The sequence below is a fragment of the Mycobacteroides sp. H001 genome (assembly GCF_001440005.1).
Taxonomy (GTDB): Bacteria; Actinomycetota; Actinomycetes; order Mycobacteriales; family Mycobacteriaceae; genus Mycobacterium; species Mycobacterium gwanakae.
The window spans coordinates 1-26,564 of the sequence record NZ_LJYH01000051.1 but is presented as its reverse complement, the minus strand read 5'-3'; the positions used below and the strand labels follow the sequence as shown (position 1 = coordinate 26,564).

Sequence of the window (26,564 nt, the reverse complement as noted above, 5' to 3'; positions counted from 1 at the left end):
ACCAGTGCTTCTGTCGTACCGCGAGTCTAGTCCTCAGCGATCGAGGACGCCGCGCACCGCGGACTTGATCATCGCGCCGTGGAGCGCGATGGACAGCGCCGCCACCTCTCGGATCAGGTCATCGGCGCGGTCGCGGGCTCCTGCCTTGTTGGCTTTGACGGTTGGGCCCACAATCTGGGCGATGAGATCGGTCTCTCGATCGACCGCGGAGCGGAACGTGCGCAGATGCCGCGGCTCGACGCCGTAATCGGCCAGCTCAGCGGCGCACTGAACGATCAGGACCGTGTACTCGTCGAAGAAACCGCCCGGGCCGGCGGTGATGATCCCCGCCTTGATGAGCGAGGTCAGCAGCACCTCGTCCGCACCGGAGCGCGACAGCAGGTCCTCACGGCTGAGCCGCGTAGGACGCGTAGATGAGATTCCTTGACGGGCAATACTGTTGGTGCTGTCGCCATCGGTGATGGCAAAGAGACGAGGGCCGCCGGTGAAACCCGCCACATCCGGCAGTGCTCCGTCGGGCTGCGCGTCGAGTTGCTCCTTGATCACCTTCAGCGGCAGGTAGTGATCACGCTGCGCGGTGAGGATGAACCGGAGCCGCTCGGCGTCATAGGCCGAAAACCGGCGATACCCCGACGCGCTACGCGACGGGGTAACCAGTCCCTCTGATTCGAGGAATCGAATCTTCGAGATCGTGACGTCCGGAAACTCCGGACGCAACAGGTCGAGTACCGACCCGATCGACATTCCGGTGAGAGCCGGCCGGTCGGGAGCTGTCACTGGCCACCCGGGGCGGTGTCATCGCCTGCCGACTTCGGCCCGGTCAGGAAGACCAGACGGAACTTTCCGATCTGCACTTCGTCGCCGTTGGCGAGCACCGCTGAATCCACCGGCTCGCGGTTGACATAGGTGCCGTTGAGGCTGCCCACGTCGACTACCTGGAATTCATCACTGTCAAGCCGGAATTCGGCGTGACGGCGACTCACCGTGACGTCATCGAGAAAAATGTCGCTGTCGGGGTGCCGTCCGGCCGATGTGGTTGCTTGATCGAGCAGAAAGCGCGATCCCGCGTTGGGTCCACGCTTGACCACCAACAGTGCCGAACCGGCGGGCAATCCCTCGACACCCGACACATCGTTACCGGCCTGCGCGGGCGCTTCCAGCTCGGTGGCGAAATCGGCGCGGAACACCGAGGTCGTCTCCGCGGTGACCTCGCCTGACGTGTCGTCCTTGTCGTTATCGGTCACCATCGCTCCTTCTTCCTCGCCCCTGGAGGATTCGATTGTCAGTGCGGATCTCGTTGAGCATGACGCCCTTCGCGACCCTCATCGCCGCTCATTTCCGACCGTACCGTCTGACTGCCCGTAACGGGCCACCTCTGCCGTATCCGCCAGTGGTCCACCCGAAATTGTGGTCATCGGACTGGTTGGAGAACTGGTGCCCTCCTAATCGGTGGCGTCACCATATCCCGATGCGTCTAAGAGGTCATTAAGAGCCGCGTCGAGATCGGCCTCGCTGGCGACCTCAAGATCGACCAACCAGCCCTCGCCGTATGGATCGGAATTCACCAGCTGCGGGTTGGAGTCCAAATCGCCGTTCGCGGCAACAACTTTCGCGGTGATCGGCGCGAAAAGGTCCGATACGGACTTGGTGGATTCCACCTCGCCGAACGTCGAGCCGGCACTCAGGTCCGAGCCCACATCCGGCAGCTGAACAAACACCACGTCGCCGAGCTGCGACTGTGCGTAGTCGGTGATTCCGATACGCACGGTGCGCTCACCGGTGCGCCGCACCCATTCGTGTTCCTCGGTGTAGTGCAGGTCGGCAGGAATTTCGGTCACGGTGAATCATCCTTGCTCTCGGTCAGTGGTCTGCGTGGTCGCTGGCCTGGGGGCTACTTGCCGGGCTGAGCGTATTGGCGCGGTTTCGGTTCTCGCAAGGTGGTGATGTCTACGCGCGCCGGCTGGTCGATAGTAACGCCGCCGCCAACCCTCGAGACGGTGTCGACGGCACCGCCCGGAATGTTCATCGCCGCCGCGAGTGTCGGTGGATCGCCTATCGCCAGAACCGAATACGGAGGTGTCAGGAGCACGCCGTCGACGATGAGCTGTCCTGGGGCCCCGGTGACCCAGGAATCGGCCCCAATGCGCACCGACTGGTCGCCCGACTTGATCTCGATGGCCTCGGCACCGGCCGCCCGTAGCTCGTTGATGATGTCCAGTAGGGCTTCTGCGCCCAGGCCCTGCCCCGGATCGTCAATGGTGAGGATCACACCAGGACCGGTGGCCCCGACGGTCCCCGCCATGATGGACAGTGCGGACAGTCGGGCCTTCGCGTCGTTGATCACGGCCTGGTTGCCGGTTCCGCTGGCGCGCATCGTGATAAGGCTCTGCTGCAGATCCGCGATCTCCTTGTTCAGGTTGGCATCGCGCTGCTGCAGGGAGTCCAGCAGCACCAGCAGGTCGGCGGGTCGCGCGGTGTCCAGGCCATCGCCGGATTCGGTTTGGCGGACCTGGGTGGTGATCGCCAGGCCCAGCAGCGCGCACAGCGCGACGCCCAGCACTCCAAAGATGACCTGAGTACGCGTCGGCGGACGGCGCGTTTTGGGCATCTCATGCTTGCCGGGGTGCGGTTCGTGCTGTGCATCGGTCATCGGCTTATGCCCCAAACAACCTGCGCCGCAGGGCGGCTGCGTTTCCGAAGATCCGAATGCCGAGAACGACGATGATGGCCGTGGACAGCTGCGTACCGACCCCAAGCTGGTCGCCCACGAACACGATCAGCGCCGCTACCAGCACGTTGAACACGAAGGAGACCACGAACACCTTCGAATCGAAGATCTGGTCCAGGTAGGCCCGAGCGCCGCCGAAAAGAGCGTCGAGCGCCGCGACCACCGCGATCGGCAAGTACGGGGCGACCGCGTCGGGCACGTTCGGGTGAAACACCAGCCCCAAAACCACGCCGATCGCCAGCGCGACTATGCCGATCATCGTTTACTTCCTCTCCTGTTCACCGTCCGGGTCACCTCACCGGCCTCCTGCTGGAATTTCCTTGGCGTACTTGACGTCCCGATTAACCGCGGGAGCCAGCTGAACGTTCTCCTGGGTGCCCAGGGTGAGTCTGATGCCGTAAGACTTCTGCAGAAGCCGCATCCTGGCCATTCCCGGGCTGCGCTCGAACGAGGATTTCATGGTGTTCGCGGGGCCGACGGCGACAATCCGGTACGGCGAGCTGATGGGCTGGTTGTCCACCAGGATCGCTCCCCCGGCCTGACGCATCGTGACATTCGGGCCTATGCGGACATCTGATACCGAAATCGCTTCTGCACCACTGTTCCACAGCGAGTTCACGACGAGCTGCATGTCGCGGTCGAGGATGACCTGCTGGCTGCGTGGGATGCGTTCCTTCGAGACGTCCGAGAGGTCACCTGCACTGCCAGGGTCGGCCAGCGTGACGATCAGCGCCGGTCCGCGTACGTCGGTGCTCGCCGCGGCAAGACCCAAGTGGTCCAATCGATTCAGCAGCTCCTTGCCCTGCTCGTTGCCTTCCAGCTGACTGCGCCGAGCACCGGCCACCTCTGCCGCCAGCTGGTCTCGCGTCGACTCCAGGGCCCCGGAATCGCGCTGTTCACTGCGGATACTCGCCAGCAGTCCCTGCTTTTCCTGCATGACGCCGGGCGCGATACGGGTGGTCTGGGCGATCGCCGCCGCGAAGACCGTGGCAATGGCGACGGCAGCGACTGCCTGCCAACCCCATTCAGCCAGGCGTGAACGCGGCGGGGCGCCGTCTCGGCGTGCTGCGGCCGCCTCGGCGTATCCGGCGTCCAGGTGATCAGAGAGCAGCGTGCGCAGCAGCGACGGCACCGGGTTGCGCTTGGGCCGGTTCGCACTGTGGTGCCCCAGCCCCTCCTCGGGTTCGAAACCACCCATGAGATGCGGCCCGTTGCCGTGTATGGGGTCCTCGGCACTCATATCAGGTGCTGACCTTCGGCAGCTGCCGGACCACCATCACGATCTGGGCGACGTAAAGCACGAAAGTCCACAGATACATCCCCAGACCCCAAATCAGGAATGCCCACCCGCAGGGGCCGATTATCCTGCCCCACAACGAGTCCCATTCACCGATGAGGATCAGCGGAAATGCCGACATCAGCGCAAACGTCGCGGCCTTGCCGATGTACATGACGGGCAGCGCCTCGATTCCGCGACTACGCACGATGGGCAGTCCGAGCGTGAGGATAAGGTCGCGGGCCAGCAGCGTGAGGACGATCCACCACGGGACGATGTCCCGGATCGCGAAGGCGATCGGTGTGGTCACCATGTACAGCCGGTCGGCAGCCGGGTCCAGGAGCGTGCCCAGGTGCGAAGACTGGTTCATCAGACGCGCGATCTTGCCGTCGGCCCAGTCGGTGAAGCCGCTGAGCATCAGAATGGCAACGGCCCAGCCGTCGGCGTGTTTGACCAACAGCAGGTACAGGAACAGCGGAATGAAGGCCAACCGAATGACGCTCAGCACGTTGGGGACCGTCAGTATCCGGTCGTCTCCGGAGGGCGGTTCGGCGGTTCCCATCCGGCCACCCTCTCATATTCGCGAAGGTATGCCCCGCGCAAATAGACGGTCTGTCGTCAGCTGAAGACGCCAGGCAGGTTCAAGATCGACAGGCTGTCGTTCTTGCGCGGGTCGTCGTGAATCATGTACGTCCACGTAGAGGTCGGCCGGGCAAGCTTCGACAGGTCCAATCCCTGTTCCTCGTCAACCAGGTTGGCGGTGTCGAAGGTCTGCTGCGCCGCTTCCACGGCGTCGGCGGCCAGCGACGCGAAGGCGTCGACGGCGAGCCGGTGGAACTCGTCGATCGGGTTCTGCCGCCCGAGCGCGCGCAGGTGGATGCTCTCGCGCACATCGGAGAGGTACGCCAGGTGGTCAGCCCAGCCCCGATCGAGGTGGTACAGCATGATCTCCCGTGAGATCCGCTCCAGGCGTTCTTCGGAAAGCTCCTCGGCCAGCTCGTCGTAACGCTCAGCGGAGCGCTCCTGGAGTTCCTTACGCGCGGTGTCGGTGCGCAGCAGGGTGTCGCGGCGCTCGGAGATGATGGCGCGCTGCTGGGCGATCAGCTGGTTGTACCGCCACGTGTTGGCGTGCAGGTCGAGCATCGCACCCTCGGCGACGCGCTGGGCGTGGTCAATGAGCCCGCCGGCCTTGGTGCTGACAATCTGCCCATTCTCGTCTGTCTCGGTGGGCAGCTTGGCCGAATCCAGATATGCGACAACGACCTCGTCCTCCCAGCTGGAGAAGAAGACCGACGACCCGGGGTCGCCCTGGCGTCCCGCACGTCCGCGCAGCTGGTTGTCGAGTCGTTCAGTGCGGTGCCGCCCGGTGCCCACGACGTGCAGCCCGCCCGCTTCGACGACGGCGTCGTAGTCGGTCTCCTCGGAGCCGCCCAGGCGGATATCGGTGCCGCGTCCGGCCATCTGGGTGGAGACCGTGACCGCCTTGAGCGCGCCGGCCTCGGCGATGACGCGGGCTTCCTCGGCATCGTTCTTGGCGTTCAGCACAACAGCCGGAACCCCTGCACGCACCAAACGGTGATGCAGTGCTTCGGATTCGGCGACATCGTGCGTGCCCACCAGCACCGGCTGCCCGGTGGCATGGATCTCGGCGATATGGGCGACGATCGCGTCATTCTTACTCGCCTCGGTGATGTAGACGCGGTCGGGCTGATCTTCGCGGATGTTCGGGGTGTTGGGCGGGATCGGCGAGACACCGAGTTTGTAGAACTGCCGCAACTGCTCACCGGCCGCCAGGGCCGTACCGGTCATTCCGCTGACACGCGGATAGCGGTTGATGAGTGCCTGCACGGTGATGGTGTCGAGAACCTCACCGGTATCGGTGGTTTCGATTCCTTCCTTGGCTTCGACGGCTGCCTGCAGGCCATCGGGCCAGCGCTGCAACGTCGCGATGCGTCCACGCGAGGAGTTGATGAGGTGCACGGCGCCATCGCGCACGATGTAGTGCACATCGCGCTCCAGGAGCACATGTGCGTGCAGGGCCACATTGACCTCGGTGAGGGTCGTCCCGACGTGGTGTTCGGAGTACAGGTCGATGTTCCCCAGCTGCTTTTCCAGCTTTCGGGCTCCGGTATCGGTCAGGAAGATGTTGCGGCGGTCGTTATCGGCCTCGTAGTCCTCGCCGGCGACCAGCTCACGGACCGCCTCGATGACCTCCGAGCTCGGCGCTTCACGATGGCTGGTTCCGGCCAGCACCAGCGGCACCAGAGCCTCGTCGACGAGCACCGAGTCGGCCTCATCGACGACGGCGACATCGGGGCTCGGCGACACCAGGGCATCGACATCGATCGCCAGCTGGTCGCGCAGCACGTCGAAACCGATCTCGTTGACCGACCCGTAGGTGACGTCACAGGCGTAGGCCTCACGGCGTTCGTCAGCCGTGGATTCCTCGGTGATCCAGCCGACCGTCAGCCCCAGGCGTTCCAGGAACGGTCCCATCCACTCGGCATCACGGCGGGCCAGGTAGTCGTTGACCGAGATGACGTGCACGCTGCGTCCGCCCAGCGCATAGCCGGCGGCGGTGATCGCACCGGTGAGAGTCTTGCCCTCACCAGTGGCCATCTCGATGACGTCGCCGTCGAGCATGCGCAGAGCGCCCAGCAGCTGAACATCGAACGGGCGCTCGTCAATGGTCCGCTCGGCGGCCTCACGCACTATCGCCAGAAACTGGCCGATGTCCTTGGATTCGATGCCCTCGGACAGGTCGAGTTTCTTGGCCGCCTTGGTGAGTTGTTCGTCGGTGAGGTCCTTGGCCTTCTCGTCGTACTTCTTCGAGGCATCCACGAGCTCCAGCGACTGGCTCTGGTTCTTGTCGGTGGCGGCACCGAGGAGCTTCCAGAACTTCCCGGTGAACCGTGAGGCGGTGTTCGACTTGCGCACATGCACACGGTACGCGGTGCGATTCGGCTTCCCTGCGGGAGCGATCACAGGTCGACGATGAGTTCTCCCGTGCCGGACCGATCAGCGCAGCGCGATACGCACGGCAGCATGCAGCCCGCTTCACGTTCGGGCCCGGTGAGCAAGGTGTCATGGTGCTCCACCGCACCACCGATGACCGTCACTTCGCATGTCCCGCAGAAGCCCTGTTTGCACGAGTACGCCGTGTGAGGGTTGTGCCGCAGAATCGCCGCCAACGCGCTCTCCTCGGCCGACACGCTGATTCGTTCACCGGTGCGGGCAAGGACAACGGTGAATGGCGCCCCGTCCACAACCGGCGGTGCAGAGAACCTCTCGTAGTGCAGCTCCACGTCTGGGCGATCTAGCAGCGCGGTGCGCAGCAGCTCCAGCATGGGGATGGGACCACAGCAGTAAACGGCGGTCGCGCCGGGAATATCGCCGAGCAGGTCGACCGCGGAGGGAAGGCCGTGTTCGTCATCGGTACGCACGGTGATCTTGTCTCCGAAAACGCCGAGCTCATCGAGGAATGGAATCGAATCCCGGCTGCGCCCCGTGTAGACCATCGACCAGTCCAGGCCGAGGCGCTGCGCGGTCATGAGCATGGGCAGGATCGGCGTGATGCCAATGCCGCCTGCCACGAAACGCAGGCGGCGAGCGGCTGACCCGAAGCCAGGGACGGCCATGGGCAAGCCATTTCGTGGTCCTTTGACCCGCAGGAGGCTGCCCTCATGCAAGGTGTCATGCACCTCGATCGAGCCCCCACCGCCATCTGGCACCCGGCGCACCGCGATCCGGTAGCTGTCGCGGACCGCAGGGTCACCGCACAGGGAGTACTCGCGCATCCGCCCCGATTCCAGGAGAAGGTCGAGATGCGCGCCGGCGGTCCACGGTTCGAGCTCACCACCGTCGGGCGCAGTCAGAGTCAGTGCGACCACGTTCTCGTCATGGGCAACGACGTCGCGGCGGGCGACCTTCAACGTTTGTATCCGATTGACTTCGGGAGGTTCGGCTTGCGTAGAAAACGGTGCGAGCAGACTGAAGGACGCACCAAGTATTTCGCGTACTCCACGAGCCGCCAACAGCAATGGATCGCGCACAAATCTGCCGCGGACGCTGGGTGGCACCTTCGAGATCTCCGCGTCCAGCGGCAGGAACGGCGAGCTATGCGATCGCCGCGATTTGAGGTCAGTGTTCACAAGGCGGCACTCCGTGCGCCCGGCGAGGAAGCCAGGTACGCGACGGCCTGTGCCGTCGATCCGACCTCTTCGGGGTGGAAGCTGGGCCGAAAGTACGTGAATGTCGCCGAGAACAAAGACCAAAGTCCGGGCAAGAGCCCGCGGCGCGCGGCCCTGAAGTACTCGAACCAGAATCGTGGATATGAGTAATTGACCGTTGAATCTTCCCGCAGGATAAGAAAGATCCCACGGGTAAGCACCGGGATCAGGGCGACTGCGACCAGCGCCATCGCACGGCTGCGCTGCAAGTAGCTAGTGCTGAAGTAATTCGCGACATCATGGGCCACGTTGCGATGTTCCATCTCCTCCGCACCGTGCCAGCGCAAGACGTCCGTCATCGCCGGGTCGGCGTTGTGCTCGACCCAGGTGGCATTCAGCGCGAAGTCGCCGAGCACTGCCGTGTAGTGCTCGGCAGCGGCAATAAGCCACAGTCGCTGAATGAGGTGGTTGTAACGCGCACGCGCCGACCGTGATCGCAGGGGCCCCAGCGCTTTTCGGAACAAGTATTCGGACTGACGCAAGTAAGGCCCGGTATTGATGCCGTGAGCCTCTAAGAATTCACCGACCGCCCGGTCATGAACTTCAGCATGCATAGCTTCCTGGCCGACGAAACCACGCATCTCGCGAGCGAGCTTCTCGTCCTTCACATAGGGCAATGCCTCAGCAAATGTAGCGCAGAACCATCTCTCGGCCTCCGGCACCAAAATATGTAGAACACTGAGCACATTGGAGGCAACGGGCTCTTGCGGAATCCAATGCAACGGCGTGTCACTTAAGTCGAACGAGACATCTCTCGCGCGTATCTCGATGTCCTGAGGTTCATGGACCGCCGTCATCAAAACCCGCCTCTCACCGGTGAAAAAGCGCCTACGAGTGATATCTTTCACTCGAATTGAACGAAAAGTAACATGGCGCGGCCAACGGATCTACGGCTTGCCGGTCACAGGAGATGGCCGTATGTGTGCCATGTCACAGCGACCTCGAGTGCTCGGTACACGGCGAATCAGCGTGGAGCCTCAGCAATATTACTGCGTGGTCAGGTATGGCTCAGATGACAACCTGCCGTGACCTCGCGTAGGCGAGGCCACGGCAGGTCATAGGACACGACTACCCCGCGAGCAGCCCCTTGGCGATGTGCGTGATCTGAACCTCGTTGCTGCCGGCGTAGATCATGAGCGACTTGGCATCGCGCGCCAGCTGTTCGACGCGGTACTCGGTCATGTAGCCGTTGCCACCGAAAAGCTGCACGGCATCCATCGCGACATCGGTGGCAGCCTCAGAGCAATAGAGCTTGATGGCCGAGGCTTCCGCCAGGGACGGCGTCTTGTTCTCCGAGAGGCTCTCGATGGCGTGAAACAGCATGTTCCGCACGTTGAGCCGGGCCACTTCCATCTTGGCCAGTTTGAGCTGGATCAGTTGGAACTGGGCGATCTCCTTGCCCCACAGGGTGCGTGTCTTCGCATAGTCCAGCGAGAGCCGCAGGCACTCCTCGATGACACCGAGTGCGAGCGCTGCCACGCCGATACGTTCCATCGAGAAGTTGGCACGGGCGCTGTCGCGGCCGTCGCCCTGATCATTGGCTTCGGATTCGCCGAGGAGCCGGTCTTTACCCAGACGGACATTCTCGAAGAACAACTGGCCGGTGCGGGAACTGTGAATACCCATCTTGCGGAAGGGTTTCGACTGCGTGAAGCCCTCCATGCCCTTGTCGAGAACAAAGGTCAGCACCGTGCGGTCCCGCTTGTCGACCGAAGGGTCCTTCTCATCCAGCTTGGCGTAGACGACGATCACATCGGCATCGGGTCCATTGGTGATGAAGGTCTTCTGGCCGTTGAGGATGTAGTCCTCGCCATCGCGGGTGACATACGTCTTCATGCCGCCGAATGCGTCCGAGCCCGAATCGGGTTCGGTGATGGCCCACGCTCCCACCTTCTCGTAGGTGACCAGCTCGGGCAGCCATCGCTCCATTTGCGCGGCCGTGCCGCGGGAGGCGATGGTCGGGACGGTCAGGCCCATGCTCACGCCCATGCCCGTCACCAAACCCATACAGACACGCGAGATTTCGCTGGTGAGCACGAAACCCATACCGGCCGACCCGCCCGCGAGCCCCATGACTCCCCCGCCGTCGGACTTCTTGGAGTCCTCTAGCGGCTGACCGGCCGCCAGTGCGGCCTCCCGCGTCTTCTTCTTCTCAATCTGCTTCTGCAGCGCCTCTTTGGCAAGAGCGTCGATGCCGAAGGTTGCGAACATCTTTCGGATGATGGGGTACGGCTCCATCTCACCGGACTCCAGCGCATCGACGTGAGGCCTGACCTCCTTGTCGATGAACTGGCGAACGGCGTCACGCACCGCGAGGTCAATGGGTGACCAGTCGAGCATGTCTCCTGCTTTCTCCTGTGAAAGTGATCGACGTCGGCAGACCCGGTTAGCCGAGTTCCTTGGCCAGCAACTCTTTGAGGCGGGCGACGGAGTTTTCGAGCTCTTCCTGCACGGCCTTGTCGATGGCCGTGCCGATTGCCCCGGTGAGCATCTGCCCGGTGAAGGACGAGTCCACGTTCACCCGGGTGTTGTCGGCATCGATTTCCTCGACACTCGACTTGATGATGGCCTCGACTCCGGCCATACCGGTCCCGCCCAGCTTGAAGGCGCCCTTCTTGGCGGACAGCACCTCGTCTGCCGGGGTGAACTCCTGCACGGTCCACTCGACCGTGTTGGCCATGCCCATGAGGGTGACGATTTCGGAGAACTTGGTGCCGACCTTGATGTCCTCGATCGCCGGGACATCGCCCTTGAATCCGGTGTGGATGGTCATCCACTCGTCGTATTTGTTGAGATCCGGCAACACCGACCAGAGCTTGTCGATGCTGTACGGGAGGTCGATGCTGGAGTGCAGCTCGGACATGGGCGGAAGACTCCTTTGTCATTGGTCTGGCACGGATTAGCACCAGCGGTTCCGAACGTAACATACATACCCTCGTGTATGTAAGATGCAATTACCGCTGATCTCGCACTGCGCGCCGACTAAATGCAGGTGTACTGCCGTCAAATACCGACAGACCTGTGGGTGGATGGGCCCGATTCGGCGGCTACCCGGCAGTAGCTCAGCGCACGTTACATACAACTGTGCTCGTATGTATTACAGTGGCGCACATGACCACCCCCGAGGGCGCGGGCAACGACGCGGCGCCCCTCGCCACTGGACTGTCCGAGAGTGGGACACAACCGCCCGGCCCCCCGGAATCTACCTCGGAATTCGCCGCGGCAACGGCGAATTCGCAACCAGCCAGGGGGGCGATCGATATCGAGATCACCCGCCCGCGGGTCACGTTGCATCCACCCCCGCTAAGAGTGGAGGTCGGACGCGTCGGCATCGCCGCGTCCCGACTGGCCAGTTCGGGAGCCCGCCTGCTGGTGCGGCCCCGTCGCGGGAAGTCTCTGGAGGTGCGCGCGGCACACGAGCTGCGCCGGACCTTCGCCCTGATGGGTCCCACCTACGTGAAGCTGGGGCAGCTCATCGCCTCCTCCCCCGGCGTCTTCCCCGAGGCACTGTCCAACGAGTTCCGCACCCTGCTCGACAGAGTTCCGCCGGCGTCATCTGAACTGATCCACCAGACCGTGCGGGAGCAGTTAGGAGCTGATCCAGCAACGATATTCGCAACATTTGATGAGCACCCATTCGCTTCTGCGTCCATAGCCCAGGTGCACCACGCCACCCTGAAGACAGGTGAACGGGTGGTAGTGAAGATTCAGCGGCCGAAGATCCGCACCCGGTTGGCCGCCGATATCCGAATCTGGGGCCGGCTGGCTCGGGTCGTCGTCAAAACCGATCTGGGCCGCGCCACCAATGCGACCGAGATCATCGAGGATTTCGAGCAGAACCTCAATGAGGAGCTGGATTTCGCGGCCGAGGGCCACGCCATGGAACAGTGGATCGCCAGTTTGGCCGACACCGAGTACGGCGACAAGGTGCGGGTCCCCAAGGTGTTCTGGCAGTACAGCACCGAACGGGTACTCACGATGGAGTATGTCGAGGGAATCCGGATCGACAACGTCACCGAGCTCGCCGCGGCCGGTTTTGACGGGGTCGGATTGGTCAAGGCCATCGTCTACTCACTGTTCGAGACGGGATTTCACAAGGGACTCTTTCACGGCGACCTACACGCGGGCAATCTCTTGGTGGATTCCAACGGCCGAATCGTGTTCCTGGACTTTGGGATCGTGGGCCGTATCGACGAACGCAGCCGCAAGATCTTCACCGAGATCATGGTCGATCTGTTCGTCAAGAACGATCATGCGGCCGTGGCGCGCGGCATATACAAACTCGGCGCCATCGGCGATCGAGGCAAGCCGGCCGATTCCACGACTGCCGCCAAGACCATCTCCGATTTCACCAATCCCCTACAGCAATCCAAGCTTTCGGCAATCTCCTACGGACAGCTGGGTAAGCAGCTGGCGATGATGGCCAAGGAATACGACGTGCGACTCCCGCGCGAGCTGGTACTGATCTCCAAGCAGCTGCTGTATGTGGAGCGCTACATGAAGCTGCTGGCGCCCGACTGGGCCATTCTCTCGGATCCGTCATTCATCGGATACTTCGGGAACATGGTGATCCAAGCCGAGCAATCACGCATGGAGGAAGCAGCGGCACGCGAGTCCGGCCCTAGTCGGAAAGACTGAGCTTTCCGGTGTCGATGGTGCGTAACGCGGAATCCAGTGGCGCACCGACCGTCGGCGACTCGACGATATTCAGCAGCATCGACTTGGCGCGCGCCCAGCGTTGATCACGAGCCTCCTGCGGTGCGGTCATGCTGTTGACCAAGATCCCACGAACGGCGTCCATGGCGGTGAGTGTGATGTTGCGAATGACCCGCAGCTCTTCGTCGGTCTGACTTACCGATTGACCCAGCGTCGAGAACTGCTGCATCACAATAAATTCGAACTGGTCCATCTGAGCCGATAGTTCGGGATCGGTTCGCGCGGCAATCCATAGCTCCATGGTGGCGATGAACATCGACCCCTGATGCATTCGCCAGAGCGCATCCAGACAACGACTGACGAAGTCGGTTCCACTCTCACTGTCCAGCGCTATCAGCTCGGAAAGAATCTCCTGTCCTTGCTTGAACGCCAAATGCCGCACCGATTCTCCGAGAAGTTCGGATTTCGACTGAAAATGGTGCACAAGTGCGCCACGGGTGACGCCGGCGCGTTGCGCCACGCGCGTTGTGGTGGTGCCCGCGTATCCATATTTGACCAGGCAATCCACTGTGGCGTCCAGGAGCCTGCTGCGCATGGCGGCGCTGCGTTCTTCCTGAGTGCGTCGCCCGGCACGATGATCGCGGGTAGCAGGCCGTGCTGGGCTGCCAGCGGTGCGTGTCATTCTCCGACCTCATCCTTGATTTCTTCGCGGGCCTGCTGATACTCCGATATCAAGGTTCCGAAGTAGGTGAGTATTTCCGGGTCCCCCACCGGCTGCCAGTCCGGCGCAAGCAGTTTGGTGTACCGCTCGACATAGAGCAGTTGCTTGCCCACCAGGATGAATTCCTTGGGGAGGATAGCGTCGTGCTCGCGCCCCAACGCGGTGAGCTGTCGGCCGATCGTGCCGTAGGAGATCTTGCCCAATGAGGTACCCATGGGACGGGTGACCTTCCGAAGCGACTCGGCAACCTTGGCCGGGTCGGCGCCGGGATCGATGGCCCCCAATTTGATCAGGGTGCGCGCGGCCGCCTCATCATCGGGCTCGATGATGAGTGCACCGATCAACTCGCGCAGCGTCTTGCGGGTGCGCTCGTCGAGGCGGCCGACGATTCCGAAGTCCAGGAACACGATTCGCCCTTGCGGGTCCACCATCAGGTTTCCAGCATGCAAATCGCCATGGAAGGTGCCCGCGGCGAACGCCGAATCGAAAAGGGTGAGCATGAGGGTCTTGACCACCTCGGGGCCGTCGAAGCCGGCCGCGCGAATCTCATCCGCGTTGTCGATACGGATGCCCTCGACGTACTCCATGGTGAGCACCTTGTCGGTGCACAGCTCCGAATAGAGCTGGGGTACTCGCACCTTCGGTGCGTACTTGGAGCCCGCAAGGCCAGCGGTCCAGTCCCGCATGGCCTGGGCTTCCAGGGTGAAGTCGAGCTCCTCGGCGAGATTGGCCTCGAAATCCTGCATCACCTCGTAGATGTTCGACATGCGGCCCATCTCGGTGAGTTCCAGGCCCCGGGCGATTTGTTTGAGGATCTGCAGATCGGCCGCGAGCCTGGTGCGGATCGCGGGGCGCTGGATCTTGACGACGACCGCGGTGCCGTCCTTCAGGGTCGCCTTGTGCACCTGGGCGATGGATGCCGAGGCGAAGGGAACCTCATCGAAGGAGCCGAACACGTCCTCGGGTGGGGCGCCGAGCTCGTCGGTGAGCATGGAACGGATGGTCCGCGGGTTCGCCGGTGGTACCTGATCGAGCAGCGACCGAAACTCCGCGGAGAGGTCCTCAGGGAACATCCCCGGCGATGACGCGATGAGCTGGCCGAACTTGACGTAGGCGGGGCCGAGCTCGGCAAATGAACGGCGCATTTCCTTGGCGACCACCTGGCGCAGGTCGCGTTCGGTGGGACGTTGGCTCAGGATGCGCGATCCGGCCTTGAGGAGCTGACCGGCCGTGGCTGCCAGCCGATCGAACTGAATCTCGGCGGAAACCGGATCAAGCTTCCGGGGCCTCCGGGGCTGATCGGATGAATCGCTCATCGCGACTCCCTTCGTCCTCATCACCTACGTCGATGAGACATTACCGACAATCCGGTATGTATGTTAATCGAACGTCAGGAGTATCCGGGGATGACCAGGGAAGGAAGCCCTACCGGTGCAGGGCGCGTTCGACTTGGGCGATCCGATCGTCGGCGAAATCCAGCACGATCTTCGTGGGGTAGAGCGCGACCTTCAGTACGCGGATGAGCGGATTGACCACGTCGATGAGGGTCTCGAGGCTCGTCATCGTGTTAGCCAGGGTCGTGGTGGTCTCGGCCAGATTGTTCAACGTGAGGTTCAGCGAGTCGAGGGAGTCGTCGAGCCGCTCCAGGCTGGAGTCCAGGTGGTCGAGCATCGAACCCACCCGATCGGTGAGGTCGTGCACCTCAACAGCCATCGATTCGATATGTCCGACGGTGCCATCGATGTTCAGTGCGACGTTGGCCAGCTTGCGGATCTTACGGGCCGGGGCGGGCCGGTTCCCGTTGCTGGTATAGACCTCCGCCATTGGAGTCACCTTTCCGTTGCGCCCAGCCTAGGCGACATGTTCGCGGTCACCCACCGGCTATCCCGTGGGACGACCATTTGATGCACGTTTGTGACCGGCCTCACATAGCGTGCCAGATCGGATTAGCCGGTGGATACCCCTGCTGACGCGTGCGAACCTGCGCGCCGGCCGAAGAACGACGCTTCGCCAAGCCGGGTTCCGCTGCTGTAGCCCTTCCCGTCCTGAGCAATGTTCGAAGCGCTGGCGCCCGCCGCATAGAGACCCGATATCGGCTCCCCGGATTCGGCGAGCACACGTCCGTCCGCATCCGTACGAAGTCCACCTAGCGTGAATCCCGCATAGATCGCCTTACCAAGGGTCAGATCGAACGCACCCCATGGGCCGGTTCCCTGCGCGGCAAGGTATTTCGGGTACTTATGGAAGTCGGGGTCCTCTCCCCTGGCGGCATGTTCGTTGTACCGCTGCAAGGTCTTCTCAAGGTTTCCCGCCGGGATGCCCAGCGCCGCTTCCATTTCCGCGACGGTCTCCCAGCCATCGATGAACGGCGTCAACGGCAGGGTCGGCCGATCCATGTGCTCGGAGTCGACAATCAGGTAGGCGGCACTGTCGGGCTGATCCATCACGAACCCAGAGGTCCGGGAATGGTAGGAGTCTTCGGCGACGAATCGTTCACCGTTCTTGTTAACGATGATTCCTGTGAGCAATCCCGACGGCGGGTACACCGGAGCAGTCACGAAGATCTGGTTCATGTTGCGGGTGCCCGCACCCGCGGACACCCCGAGTCTGATGCCGAGACCGTCGTCGTAGGTACTGCCGAGCACGAAGGGTTTCTCGGCGAGCTTGGGGGTGTACTCGGCCACCATGGCGGGGTTCATGACGAATCCGCCCGCCGCGATGATCACTGACTTCGCGCGTATCGCACCGGTTTCCGCGAAACGTTTCCACGTGGCGCCCACGACCGCACTCTCCTCGTCGAGGATGAGCGCCGTGGCGCCGGTCTCATAGCGGATGGGTACACCCAGCTCGTCGGCACGCCGTGCGAGCAGGTCCACGACCATGCCCGCACCGCCGGTGTCGCCGGGCTTGGGCACCTTGTGTCCGCGTGGCGCCGGAACGGCCTGATCGCGGTACGGCCACACCAGCTCGTTGCCCGTGAACATCAACCCTTCGGTGTTGGGCTGGATGACCGCCTTCTCCGGATAGAAGCTGCGTTCGAACTGAAAACCCAGCGCCTCAAGCCAATTGAAATGATCGACGCTTCCGTCGCAGTACCGGCGGATCTTCTCCGGATCGGGATCCGGAGATACCGCCATGAGGTATTTGTACATTTCGTCGGCGCTGTCGGCATGTCCGGTGGCCTCCTGAACCGCGGTGCCGCCGCCGAGGTAGAAATGCCCGCCCGCCATGGCGGTGGTCCCGCCCGCGGAGGCGGCACGCTCAAGGGCGAGTACGCGTGCGCCCGCCTCGGCGGCCGAGACAGCGGCACATCCGCCGCCCATGCCGAATCCGATGACCAGTACATCTACCTCGTCAGACCACTCCGTGACGTCCTGGACCGCTACGGTTTCCGGTATCGCTGCGCTCATGCCTGCTCACTCTTGATGTAGTCGTAGAACGCCCGGATTTCGGACGGGACATGGGCCAGTTCCATGTACGGCAACGCGGCCTCAGGTGCCGAGAGGTACGCAAAGCGCATACCGCCGGGCATCACACCGTCTTGGACCACTGCCATGCCGCGTGCCGTGGCCTGTTGGACCGCAACGTCCATGTCGGGCGGTTCCACGCATACGTGGTGCAGCCCCGGGGGATGTTGTTCCAGAAACTCCGCATAGATGCTTACACCGCTGACCGGGCGGATCAGTTCGAGTTGCATGTCGTCGAGGTAGCTCAGCGCGATGGTCGCGGTGAAGTCGGCCGGCGCACCGCGATAGGTGCACGAGTCGGGGCCGAAGTGCACATCTGGAATTCGCGTCCATTTCTTGACCCCGAATACGGCACTGAGCATGCCTTCCGTGGCGTCGAGATCATCAGTAACCCAAGCAATTTGGGTGACGCGTCCAAATCCAGAAACATCCGGCGGCATTGCCGATGTGGTCATGGGCCGATAGTAGCGTCCGCTGTGGCGCCGGCCACTTCAGCCCGCGGTATAGGCCTGCGTGGTGCGATCTGCCATGCCTCGGGCTTGCGCTGGGTCCATACCGGAGGCAACGGCCGCCTCGTACCACCGTTCGCTGGAGCCGGCCATGAATGCGCGCCCCTCATCGCCGGCCGCCCAGGCCGCTCCTTCTTCGGGAGTAATCCGATCCTCCGGTGACGCGAGGTATCCGGCCAGGCCCAGAATCCCGGATTCCCAACCGACTCCGACGGCGCCCGGACCGAACTGCAGCCAGTGTTCGTCGTCGTCGCTGATATCGGAGATGTGTTCCAGGGTGAAGGTGGCCCGGTCGCCGGACTCGGGGGTAATCGTCACCTCGATCCAGCTGGTGGCGCCCATGGCTTCCCAGGACGCGCTGAACGAATGCGGCGCATCGCAGGTGAGCACGGTTCCAGATGCGTTGCCCTCCAATGAGTAATGGCCTCCGAGGCGCAGGTCTCCGGTGACCGGCAGGAACCACCGCGGGATGCGTTCGGCGTTGGTACAGGCATCCCATAGGTCTTCGGCGTTGGTGTCGTAGGTCTGACTGACCGTCACAACGCGCGCCTCTCGGGCCTGGAATGTCCTGGTGCCAACCGTGCGGCGGACGGCGTTGAGCTGATGCTGAACGTCGATCACGAGATGTTCTCCTTGTCGTTTCGGGGGCTTGCGGACGCGCGGTGCCGCTTGCCGCGGGATATCTCGGTAGCCAGCGCATCCAAATGCGGAGTCCAGTTGCGGCGAAAGGTATCGAGCCAGCGGTCCACTTCCCGGAGCGGCGCGGCATCCAGGCTGTAGAGACGTCGGGTTCCATCGGTGCGTACCGTTGCGAACCCGTTGTCGCGCAGCACCTTCAGGTGCTGTGACACCGCAGGCTGGCTTATCGCGAACTCCGACCGGATCACCTCGGTAACGGCACCCGAGGACATCTCCCCCGTCTGGATCAACTCCAAAATGCGCCGACGCACCGAGTCTCCGAGTATGTCGAAGGCGTGCACGCCGCAATATTAAAAGCCTCTACTTATATAAGTCAATAATTAAATACTAACCCCAGGTCAGCGGATCGAGCTGCAGATAGAACGCCAACCGGTCGGGGTCCGCACGTATCCCGTACGCGTCCAGGAACCGCCCACGCGCGGTTGCCGCCCGTGTGTCCTCTGGCCAGGTCTCCCGCGAATTGGCGAAGAGCAATGCGAGATCCGCATGCCGATCCGCCAGCCCGAGCCTGCCGAGGTCGATGAATCCGGCGACCGAAAAGCCGTCCGGAGCGATGAGGATATTCGGCAGACACAAGTCGCCGTGGCATACGGCCAGGTCGCCGGTTTCCTGGGCGAGGCGCGCCGGTACGTCGGCCGTGACACGCGCCAGGAGCTCCGCGGCAGGAACATCACGGTCCTCATCGGGCAGGAAGTCCGGATTGACGGCATCGCGGGCCACCACGTCACGCGCCAGCGCCATCATCGCGTCCAGATTCCGCGTGAAAGGGCACTGTGCCGTCGGCAGTGCGTGCAGTCGGCGCACTGCCTCGGCGATGGCGGGCCACGCCCTGTCCAGACCGTACGCGTCCAGCTGATCGGCGGGCGTGCCGCGGACGGCTGAGGTGATCAACACGGGGCCGTTGGGCCCCGGTGTCCATTCAAGGACATTCGGGCCCGGGATATCCCGAGCGCTAAGCCAGTCGATGCGATCTCGCTCTGCCTCCAGGTCGGCACCGCCCGTTTTCGCGTAGCGCGTGCGGTCGGCCGACCGGTAGACCAAGGCGCCGGACTCCCCTGTTGTGACAGGTTCCCAGGCCGAGAGGTCGATCAAACGCCCGTCCAGGCCGAATCGAGCCGGTGCGCGACGTCGATGGTGCGTGCCGCCATGGCCTTGGGGTTATCGACCTCGTCGGCGACGTATTTGGCGATGAACCGGCTGATCAGCTGATCGACTCCCGCCAGGATGCGCAACAGCTCGCCGCGAATGGTGTTTGAGGACACGTCGACGGTGATGTCTGACGGGCCGGGCGGTGCGACGTCGATGATCAGCTGCAGCGGCGCGGCGGCGCGGGCGGTCGCCTTCAGGTTGATATTGCCCGCGACGTTGAATCGGCTCTTGTCGAGCTTCAGGTCGATCAACAGATCGATGGCCAACGGCACCTGAATGTCGAAGGTGATGGTCTCGCCGGCGTTCCGGGTGACGATCGGGTCCAGGATCTGGACCTTCGCAGTGACCTTGGCGATCTTTCCGGGCCCTTGAGCCATGGGGCCGACCTCGAACGGTTCGCCGGCGATCGACGCGACCGCCGCCCGTACGCGGGCCTCGCTGACGGCTATCTCGAAGAACGCCCTGCCGAATTCCTCATACGAGAGGTATTGGTGGCCACTCGCCTCGCTATCCATAGTGAGAGATACGGTCTCATGGACGGGGCCGGAAGTGTGAACTGTCGGAGTGTCCGTGTGTCAGAAACCCCGAATCCGCACCAATCGATGCGACCGTCGCATCAGTAGCAAACATGTGATGATCATTACGCAGCATGTAGGTGGCAAGATGCCATATTCGCGGCTATGCGCCGACCGTAAGCAGGCCGTCGATGCAAGCAACTGCTGGTCACACCGGGGCCGATGGGTCTCAACCGCCCCGGCTCTCCGCGAGGGCATCGCTGGTGATTGCCCGGCGGACATTAGCCCTTCGTTCTTCGATCGTGCGGCCAAACTCCTGCATGAGCAAGGGGTTCCGGTGCACCAGCGTCTCGACCTGCTCGCGTTCGATCTGCACGACAGTGACTTCGCCAACGGCATACGCGCAACCGATCACCGGCTGACGAGTGAGCGTGCTCTGCCCAAGAAAGGAACCTTCGTCGAGAGTGCCGACCGATATCTCCGCGCCATCCGCACCGACCGCGGTGAGACGTACGCGGCCCGCGACGATGAACAGCATGTGGTTCGGCACCTCGCCTGAGCCCTGAATTTTTTCGTCGGCCCCGTAACGCTGGACTGTCGAATGCGAGATCAGCGCCTGCTGGTCGTCCAGTCCTATCCGCAATGTTGGTGCGACCACAGTTTGTATCGCGTCTGCGACGCGTTCCGGTGTGGAGAACGTCTCTGCGGCGTGATCGAGGTGAAGCCCTTCCCGGCGAGCGGCATACCAGATCCAGCGCAGGAAGGTCGCCTTCGCCTCGCCATCATCGTCAAAGGACAGCAGCGGGATAGTGGTGCGATATTCCATGCCGCCCAATGGGATTGATAATGGCGGTGCATCCAGGCGGAGCTGTGGCAGCTCGGCCGCCACCCGCAGCAACATGGCGCACACTCGATCTGGGGGGTCTTCGACAGAGAACACGCTGATGATCGCGATCTTGTGCCTGCCGACAGGGCGGCTCACATTGGTAAACGACGAGGTGGCCAGCACGGAGTTCGGGGTGATCTGCAGCCCGGTGTCAGTCTGCAGATGCACTGCACGCCAATTGACTTCGACGACGTGGCCATGCGCGGTCGGGGTATCGAGCCAGTCCCCTATCCGAAACGGCTGCTCGAAGAGCATCAACAGTCCGGAGACGATCTGGCCGACGGACTGCTGCAGCGCCAGTCCCATCACGATCGATGTCACGCCGAGTGCGGTGAACAGCCCCCGCACATTTGCGCCCCAGATGTAGGAAAAGATCATCGCGAGGCCGACCACGATCACGACGAACCGTGCGACGTCGACGAAGATGGCCGGCACCCGTTTGCGCCATGTCCCCTCGGGAGCACCGTGGAAAAGCGTGGCGCTCACGCCCGAGAGCACCAGCACCAACACCACGAAGGCGAAAAGGGTGCCCACGAGTCGCACCGACGTTGCCTCGGGCGGAATCTGTTTCGCCTCGATCAGCAGCAGTAGGAGTGCACCGAGCGGCAGCAGATAGTTGCGCAGCACGCTGACCGGCCGCACCAGGACGCTGTGCTTGCGGCGCAACGCCTGTTGCCACTCGGTCAGCGTGATCAACCCCAGGGGTAGCCCGAAGGCGATGCCAACAGACCAGAAGAACCAGGGAGACGTGAGGATGTCGGTCATCACTGATTCTCCGACAGCCGCCAGATCGGTTGTTCTTCCCCGTCGACCGTAACGGCTCCGGCCGATGTGAACTCGAAGGTTTCGCGAAGGGCATCGTGCACGCGCGAGGTGACGTAAATACCCTGCTGCGGCGAACCACTCTTCACCTGGTGCGCGAGATTGACTGCCGCTCCCCACATTTCGTAGACCATCGTGGGACGTCCGACAAGCCCACTGCTGACTGTGCCGGTGTCGACGCCTGCCCTCAGGCTCAGTTCATGTCCGGTTTCGCTATTGAATCGCCCGATGATTCCCTGGCATGCGAGGGCGAAGTCGATGATCCTGCGCACGTTGTCCAGCCGCGGAGTGTTGAGACCGCAACTTCCGAGGTAACCGTTGTGTGCCGTTCGTACCCGCTCGATTCCGAGATCATCGGACGCCGCATCGAGTTGGCGAACCAGATCGTTGACGAGCGCCAGTGAATCCTCGGAGGCCAGCTCGGCCTGGAGCCGATCCAGGCCGACGATGTCGGCGAAGATGACCGACACGTCATGACGTTCGGTGGCAATGAGCTCTTCGCCTTGCCGGTACCGTTCGGCGAAGGGTTCGGGCATCAACGATCGCAGCAAGCGGTCGTTTTCCTGGCGCTGTTCGGTGAGCAGGTCCTCCTTGATGGTCAGACTTCTACTCATTTCGTTGAATGCTTTTGTCAGATCCGCGATTTCATCACGCGTTTCGATCGGGATGGCAACGGTGTAGTCGCCGGCACTGATTCTCCGGGCCCCTTCTTCCAGCCGCCTGATGGGGCGGACGAAGAGCTGCGCGAAGAATGCGGCGGCCAGGCAGACGGCGAAGATGATGCCGGTGGTCGACACCACGATGGTCTTGGTGAACGACACCTCGTGTTCGAATGCCTCCGCGGTGTCGACCGTCGCGATCACCGACCAGTGCACATCGGAGTCCGGCAGCACCAGCGGTGCGTACGCCTGTAACGTCTCCTGCCCAAGGTAATTGGTGGCGATCAGGGTGCCCGATTGGCCACGTTGCGCCGCTTGGGTGGCGTCGGAGTCCACCGGCTGCACCAGTGTGGTTCCACCGAGCCGGATGGCCCTGTCTGCCACATCGGCGGGAGTTCCCGCCGCGACGACATCGCGCTTGTAGCGCAGCGGATCTTCCAGGAAAAGACGTGAATCCGAACGCATCAGACCGTCCGGGCCGGCCAGGTAAGACTCGCCGGTTTTGCCGATACCGGCTGCCTGCCAGCGTTTGTCGAAGGTCATCAGGCTGTTGATCTTCGACACCGGGAACTGCAAGGCCAGCACACCGGTTGCCCTGTCGTTGGGAATGACCGGTGCCACGATCCAGGCGGTGGGCTCATTCTCCGCCGGCTGATAGATCTCGAAGTCGGTGAACAGCACAAAGTCTGAATCGTTGGACGTCAGCGCTCTCTGATACGCGTCATGTAGTTTCGATCCGCTGTACGGGCCCGTCAGTATGTTGGTACCCAAGTCGACATCTTTGAACGCGGTATAGACGATGTTTCCGCGAGTATCGAGCAGCAGCGCATCCTGAAACTGGAAACGGTTGGCGATTTCGCGGAAGTACTCCTGATAGCGGGCGTTCGCCGCCGACCAGGCGCTGCCGTCATGGGCGTCGTTGAGACCGATCGCCACATCATCGGATTTCCGCTGAGCCGTGTAGACGGCCTGCAGATAGCGCTGGGCGTTGGACGTGGGCAGCACCGCTGCGGCGTCGAGTTTGACCCCGCTGTTCTGTTCGGTCAGCTTGAGGAAGTTGCTGTTGTAGTAGTTGACGACCGATTGCCACTGCGCCGGATCGACGGTCGCATTGGACAGCTGATCAAAGCCACTGGTGAACGCATCGAGTGCGCCCGAGACGGTCGTCCCGTGAGAATAGATGACCAGTGAATTCTTCAGATCCGAAAGCTGCCCCGCGAGCGCGCGCGATTGCGACTCCCGCACCTCCGTCAGCCGGGTGAACACCGCCGTGCGCAGTCCGTTGCGGCCGACCTGAAAAGCGATGATGCCGACCACCGCGGCCCCCACAATGGTGCACACCACCATCATCGCGATCAGTTTGGATTGAATGCTGACCCTGGACAACGGCCGGAAACGCAGCAGCCTGAACCTCTTGACTCCACCGGCGTCCGGTGTCGCCCCCTGGACCTCACGCGTAACTTGCACCCTCGGCGTCCCTTCGACGGCCCAGCTAGACGACTGATCAGTGTGACAGAGCGAGGGCCTGCTCTGATCAAGATTGGTCAGAACGCATAGGGTGCGTGCCCGTATTCAGCCCACAACTCAGCGGGCGCCTTTCATCGATAGCGACTAAACCCTTTGGGCACAATGAATGAGCAAGGCATCGCGGTACATTCACCGCCAGCTGGCTCCTCGACTTACAGGATGTAGAGCATCTCCTGGTAGGTCGGCAGCGGCCACAGGTCATCGGCCACTATCCCCTCGAGCATGTCGGCGGCGGCTCGCACCGCATCCATCGCGGGCAGCAGGCTCTTGGCGTGCTCGGCTTCCTCCAGCGCGCTGACGGCGGAGTCGCTCTCGATTCCCTTCTTCAGGTCGGCGAGGGCCGCGACGAGGTCGGCGATGGGGCCCGATACATCCTCCAGCAAGGTGGTGCTGGGCGACATCCCGGCGGCCTTCAGCGCGGCGACGTTCTGCGCGATCTCAGTCTGGTAGCGCAGTGCCGCGGGTAGCACGACTGTCGAGGCCAGCTCGAGGGACAGCTTCGCCTCGACGTGAATCGTCAGCGCGTACTGCTCAAGACCGATCTCGTAGCGGCTGTGCATCTCCCGGTCGTTGAAGACCTTGTACTTGTCGAACAACTCCAGGGCTTCGGGCTTGATCAGCTCCGGGAGCGCGTCCAAGGTGGTCTTGAGATTCGGCAGGCCCCGAACGGCCGCCTCGGTTTGCCATTCTTCCGAGTAGCCATCCCCGTTGAACACCACGTCGCCGTGTTCGGTGATGATGTCGGTGAGAAGCTGCTGAACGGCCTCGTCGAAGTCGGTGCCGTCGGCAACTTCCTTTTCCAATACGGTGGCAATGTAATCCAGCGATTCCGCCATGATCGTGTTGATCGTGACCATCGGTGCGGCAACTGTCTGCATCGAGCCGGGAGCGCGGAATTCGAAACGGTTCCCGGTGAACGCGAAGGGGCTGGTGCGGTTGCGGTCGCCCGGATCGGTAGGCAGGACCGGCAATGTATCGACGCCGATAATCATGCTGCCCTTACCTTTTGACGACATCGCCGCACCCTTGGCAATCTGCTCGAACACATCGGCCAGCTGATCGCCGAGGAAGATCGAGATAATGGCCGGCGGAGCCTCGTTCGCGCCGAGACGGTGATCGTTGGTCGCCGATGCCACTGAAACCCGCAGCAGCCCACCGAATTTGTGCACGGCCCGGATTACCGCGGCACAGAAGACCAGGAACTGCGCGTTCTCATGCGGTGTGTCGCCCGGCACCAGCAGGCTGCCAAACTGCGAGTTCCCCAACGAGAAGTTGACGTGCTTGCCGGAACCGTTGACACCGGCGAAGGGCTTCTCGTGGAACAGGCACTCCATGCCGTGCTTCTTGGCGATCGTCTTGAACGTCGTCATGAGCAACTGCTGATGGTCCGAGGCAATGTTGGCCCGCTCGAACATCGGAGCGATCTCGAACTGCCCAGGCGCAACCTCGTTATGCCGTGTCTTGGCCGGGATACCGAGCTTGAACAGCTCACGCTCGGTATCCATCATAAATCCGAGAACACGCTCGGGCACCGCGCCGAAGTAGTGGTCGTCGAACTCCTGACCCTTCGGCGGCTTGGCGCCAAACAGAGTACGACCCGCGTTGATCAGATCCGGGCGAGCCAAGAAGAAGTGACGGTCCACCAGAAAGTACTCCTGCTCGGGACCGCAGAACGACACAATGTGATCAAAGTTGCTGTGGCCAAACAGTTTAAGAATACGCTCGGCGTGCTCCCCCATCGCCTGCTGGCTGCGCAACAGCGGGGTCTTGTGATCCAGAGCCTCACCGGTCATCGACACGAACACAGTCGGGATGCACAGCGTGTTGCCGTTGGGGTTTTCGAGGATGTACGCGGGGCTGGTGACATCCCAGCCTGTGTACCCCCGGGCCTCAAAGGTATTTCGCAGGCCGCCGCTGGGGAAGCTGGACGCGTCCGGCTCGCCCTGGATCAGGGTCTTGCCTGCGAACTCGGCCAGAGTCGCACCGTCACTGATTGGTTCAAGGAAACTGTCATGCTTTTCGGCCGTCAGACCAGTCAATGGGTAAAAGACGTGCGCGTAGTGTGTCGCACCCTTCTCAAGTGCCCAGTCCTTCATCGCCGAGGCAACGGCATCGGCCACGGCCGGGTCCAGCTTGGCGCCCTGCTCGATGGTGGCGGTCACGGACTTGTAGACCGACTTGGGAAGCCGCTGTTGCATAACGGCCTTGCTAAAGACGTTCGCGCCGAACACTTCACCCGGCTCTTCGCCGATCACGAAGCTAATTGCCGGCGGCACGTAGGCCTCGACGTTGTTGATCGCCTGCAGCCGAACAGCATTTCCGCTCAATTGACTTCCTATCGCCGTGACGTGCCCGCACCTGATTTGCGAGCGACCAACGTGGCTACGTTAGGGACAACCGATAGCCGGGATGTTTCGCACACATCAACAGCAGAATGCGTAGCTGTGGAACTCCCCCTAACTTGCTGCATGGAGTTCGACTCGCGCTGAGCACTTCACAGAGATGCAACACGCAGGAGCCGCGTTCGACATATCTGCTGCGCATTGTTCTGGCCGCGGCCCTTCCGCCGTGCATGTTCCAAGATCCCCGAGAGGAATGCCGCTAGTGGATGGTTTCCCGTCAATGGGTGTCCCGAATACCGGTGACACTGCGTGGATGCTGGCCAGTGCCGCGTTGGTGTTGTTGATGACGCCCGGCCTGGCTTTTTTCTATGGCGGCATG

General features: G+C 62.6%; 26 protein-coding genes. 2 read left to right on the top strand and 24 right to left on the bottom strand.

All coding sequences use genetic code 11. The features are described 5' to 3' along the window. Positions 1-33 precede the first annotated feature (33 nt). The 12 genes from AOT83_RS25675 to AOT83_RS25620 all read right to left on the bottom strand — a co-directional run bounded on the left by AOT83_RS25675 (position 34) and on the right by AOT83_RS25620 (position 11,096). Entirely contained in the window at positions 34-777 is a 744-nt protein-coding gene (locus tag AOT83_RS25675) for a MerR family transcriptional regulator (protein WP_030097969.1), read from the bottom strand. Continuing rightward, on the bottom strand, positions 774-1,247 hold the full coding sequence (gene garA / locus AOT83_RS25670) for a glycogen accumulation regulator GarA (protein WP_030097970.1): 474 nt from the start codon (positions 1,245-1,247) through the stop codon (positions 774-776). Before garA ends, AOT83_RS25675 begins: the two co-directional genes overlap by 4 nt. A 195-nt stretch (positions 1,248-1,442) precedes the next feature. Next, complete coding sequence (gene gcvH / locus AOT83_RS25665; protein WP_030097971.1) at positions 1,443-1,838, bottom strand: glycine cleavage system protein GcvH; 396 nt, start codon at positions 1,836-1,838, stop codon at positions 1,443-1,445. 53 nt (positions 1,839-1,891) lie between these two features. After that, on the bottom strand, positions 1,892-2,650 hold the full coding sequence (locus AOT83_RS25660; protein ID WP_030097972.1) for a DUF881 domain-containing protein: 759 nt from the start codon (positions 2,648-2,650) through the stop codon (positions 1,892-1,894). A 4-nt stretch (positions 2,651-2,654) separates the two neighbouring features. Further along, positions 2,655-2,987, bottom strand: a complete 333-nt coding sequence (locus AOT83_RS25655) for a DUF1290 domain-containing protein (protein ID WP_005058551.1) — start codon at positions 2,985-2,987, stop codon at positions 2,655-2,657. A 36-nt stretch (positions 2,988-3,023) separates the two neighbouring features. Next, the gene (locus AOT83_RS25650) at positions 3,024-3,968 is read right to left on the bottom strand and encodes a DUF881 domain-containing protein (protein WP_057963443.1); all 945 of its coding nucleotides are present in this window, start codon (positions 3,966-3,968) and stop codon (positions 3,024-3,026) included. 1 nt (position 3,969) lies between these two features. Continuing rightward, a complete protein-coding gene (locus AOT83_RS25645; protein ID WP_030097974.1) occupies positions 3,970-4,566 on the bottom strand; it encodes a CDP-alcohol phosphatidyltransferase family protein in 597 nt (198 codons plus the stop codon). Positions 4,567-4,622: 56 nt separating this feature from the next. Beyond that, positions 4,623-6,947, bottom strand: a complete 2,325-nt coding sequence (gene secA2, locus AOT83_RS25640) for an accessory Sec system translocase SecA2 (protein ID WP_164687590.1) — start codon at positions 6,945-6,947, stop codon at positions 4,623-4,625. Between the two features lie 38 nt (positions 6,948-6,985). Beyond that, positions 6,986-8,110, bottom strand: coding sequence for a PDR/VanB family oxidoreductase (locus tag AOT83_RS25635; RefSeq protein ID WP_109394410.1), 1,125 nt, complete (start codon positions 8,108-8,110; stop codon positions 6,986-6,988). Positions 8,111-8,151: 41 nt separating this feature from the next. Next, positions 8,152-9,030, bottom strand: coding sequence for a metal-dependent hydrolase (locus AOT83_RS25630; RefSeq protein ID WP_030097977.1), 879 nt, complete (start codon positions 9,028-9,030; stop codon positions 8,152-8,154). Between the two features lie 271 nt (positions 9,031-9,301). Continuing rightward, entirely contained in the window at positions 9,302-10,573 is a 1,272-nt protein-coding gene (locus AOT83_RS25625) for an acyl-CoA dehydrogenase family protein (protein ID WP_057963441.1), read from the bottom strand. A gap of 46 nt (positions 10,574-10,619) precedes the next feature. Next, complete coding sequence (locus tag AOT83_RS25620) at positions 10,620-11,096, bottom strand: SRPBCC family protein (protein WP_030097979.1); 477 nt, start codon at positions 11,094-11,096, stop codon at positions 10,620-10,622. A gap of 248 nt (positions 11,097-11,344) precedes the next feature. Between AOT83_RS25620 and AOT83_RS25615 the strand changes: the two genes are divergently transcribed. Further along, positions 11,345-12,871 (top strand): AarF/UbiB family protein, encoded by a 1,527-nt coding sequence (locus AOT83_RS25615; protein WP_078344833.1) that lies wholly within the window; start codon positions 11,345-11,347, stop codon positions 12,869-12,871. Here AOT83_RS25615 and AOT83_RS25610 read toward each other — a convergent pair. From AOT83_RS25610 to AOT83_RS25555, 12 genes are all read right to left on the bottom strand, one after another. Then, positions 12,855-13,484: a TetR/AcrR family transcriptional regulator gene (locus tag AOT83_RS25610; RefSeq protein ID WP_030097981.1), complete on the bottom strand. Its 630-nt coding sequence runs from the start codon at positions 13,482-13,484 to the stop codon at positions 12,855-12,857. The genes AOT83_RS25615 and AOT83_RS25610 overlap by 17 nt on opposite strands. Positions 13,485-13,567: 83 nt before the next feature. Next, positions 13,568-14,926 carry an AarF/UbiB family protein gene (locus AOT83_RS25605; protein WP_057963440.1) on the bottom strand — a complete coding sequence of 453 codons (1,359 nt, stop codon included), beginning with the start codon at positions 14,924-14,926 and terminating at the stop codon, positions 13,568-13,570. 109 nt (positions 14,927-15,035) lie between these two features. Continuing rightward, the gene (locus tag AOT83_RS25600; protein WP_030097983.1) at positions 15,036-15,434 is read right to left on the bottom strand and encodes a hypothetical protein; all 399 of its coding nucleotides are present in this window, start codon (positions 15,432-15,434) and stop codon (positions 15,036-15,038) included. A gap of 122 nt (positions 15,435-15,556) precedes the next feature. Continuing rightward, positions 15,557-17,020: an FAD-binding protein gene (locus tag AOT83_RS25595; RefSeq protein WP_057963439.1), complete on the bottom strand. Its 1,464-nt coding sequence runs from the start codon at positions 17,018-17,020 to the stop codon at positions 15,557-15,559. After that, positions 17,017-17,532: a VOC family protein gene (locus AOT83_RS25590; protein WP_057963438.1), complete on the bottom strand. Its 516-nt coding sequence runs from the start codon at positions 17,530-17,532 to the stop codon at positions 17,017-17,019. Before AOT83_RS25590 ends, AOT83_RS25595 begins: the two co-directional genes overlap by 4 nt. A gap of 36 nt (positions 17,533-17,568) precedes the next feature. Then, positions 17,569-18,207 (bottom strand): SRPBCC family protein, encoded by a 639-nt coding sequence (locus AOT83_RS25585; protein WP_057963437.1) that lies wholly within the window; start codon positions 18,205-18,207, stop codon positions 17,569-17,571. Continuing rightward, a complete protein-coding gene (locus tag AOT83_RS25580) occupies positions 18,204-18,566 on the bottom strand; it encodes a metalloregulator ArsR/SmtB family transcription factor (protein ID WP_057963436.1) in 363 nt (120 codons plus the stop codon). The genes AOT83_RS25585 and AOT83_RS25580 overlap by 4 nt, the downstream gene beginning before the upstream one ends. 46 nt (positions 18,567-18,612) lie before the next feature. Next, positions 18,613-19,389 (bottom strand): APH(3'') family aminoglycoside O-phosphotransferase, encoded by a 777-nt coding sequence (locus AOT83_RS25575; RefSeq protein ID WP_057963435.1) that lies wholly within the window; start codon positions 19,387-19,389, stop codon positions 18,613-18,615. After that, positions 19,374-19,949: a hypothetical protein gene (locus AOT83_RS25570; RefSeq protein ID WP_046253635.1), complete on the bottom strand. Its 576-nt coding sequence runs from the start codon at positions 19,947-19,949 to the stop codon at positions 19,374-19,376. Before AOT83_RS25570 ends, AOT83_RS25575 begins: the two co-directional genes overlap by 16 nt. A 229-nt stretch (positions 19,950-20,178) precedes the next feature. Beyond that, positions 20,179-21,600 (bottom strand): mechanosensitive ion channel family protein, encoded by a 1,422-nt coding sequence (locus AOT83_RS25565; RefSeq protein WP_057963434.1) that lies wholly within the window; start codon positions 21,598-21,600, stop codon positions 20,179-20,181. After that, positions 21,600-23,666 (bottom strand): adenylate/guanylate cyclase domain-containing protein, encoded by a 2,067-nt coding sequence (locus tag AOT83_RS25560; RefSeq protein WP_109394402.1) that lies wholly within the window; start codon positions 23,664-23,666, stop codon positions 21,600-21,602. Before AOT83_RS25560 ends, AOT83_RS25565 begins: the two co-directional genes overlap by 1 nt. Positions 23,667-23,995: 329 nt before the next feature. After that, positions 23,996-26,170 (bottom strand): glutamine synthetase III, encoded by a 2,175-nt coding sequence (locus AOT83_RS25555; protein ID WP_057963432.1) that lies wholly within the window; start codon positions 26,168-26,170, stop codon positions 23,996-23,998. Positions 26,171-26,465: 295 nt separating this feature from the next. On the opposite strand from AOT83_RS25555, the gene AOT83_RS27695 reads away from it, so the two are divergent. Further along, positions 26,466-26,564: ammonium transporter (locus AOT83_RS27695; protein ID WP_131726905.1), on the top strand; the 99-nt coding region annotated here is incomplete at its 3' end.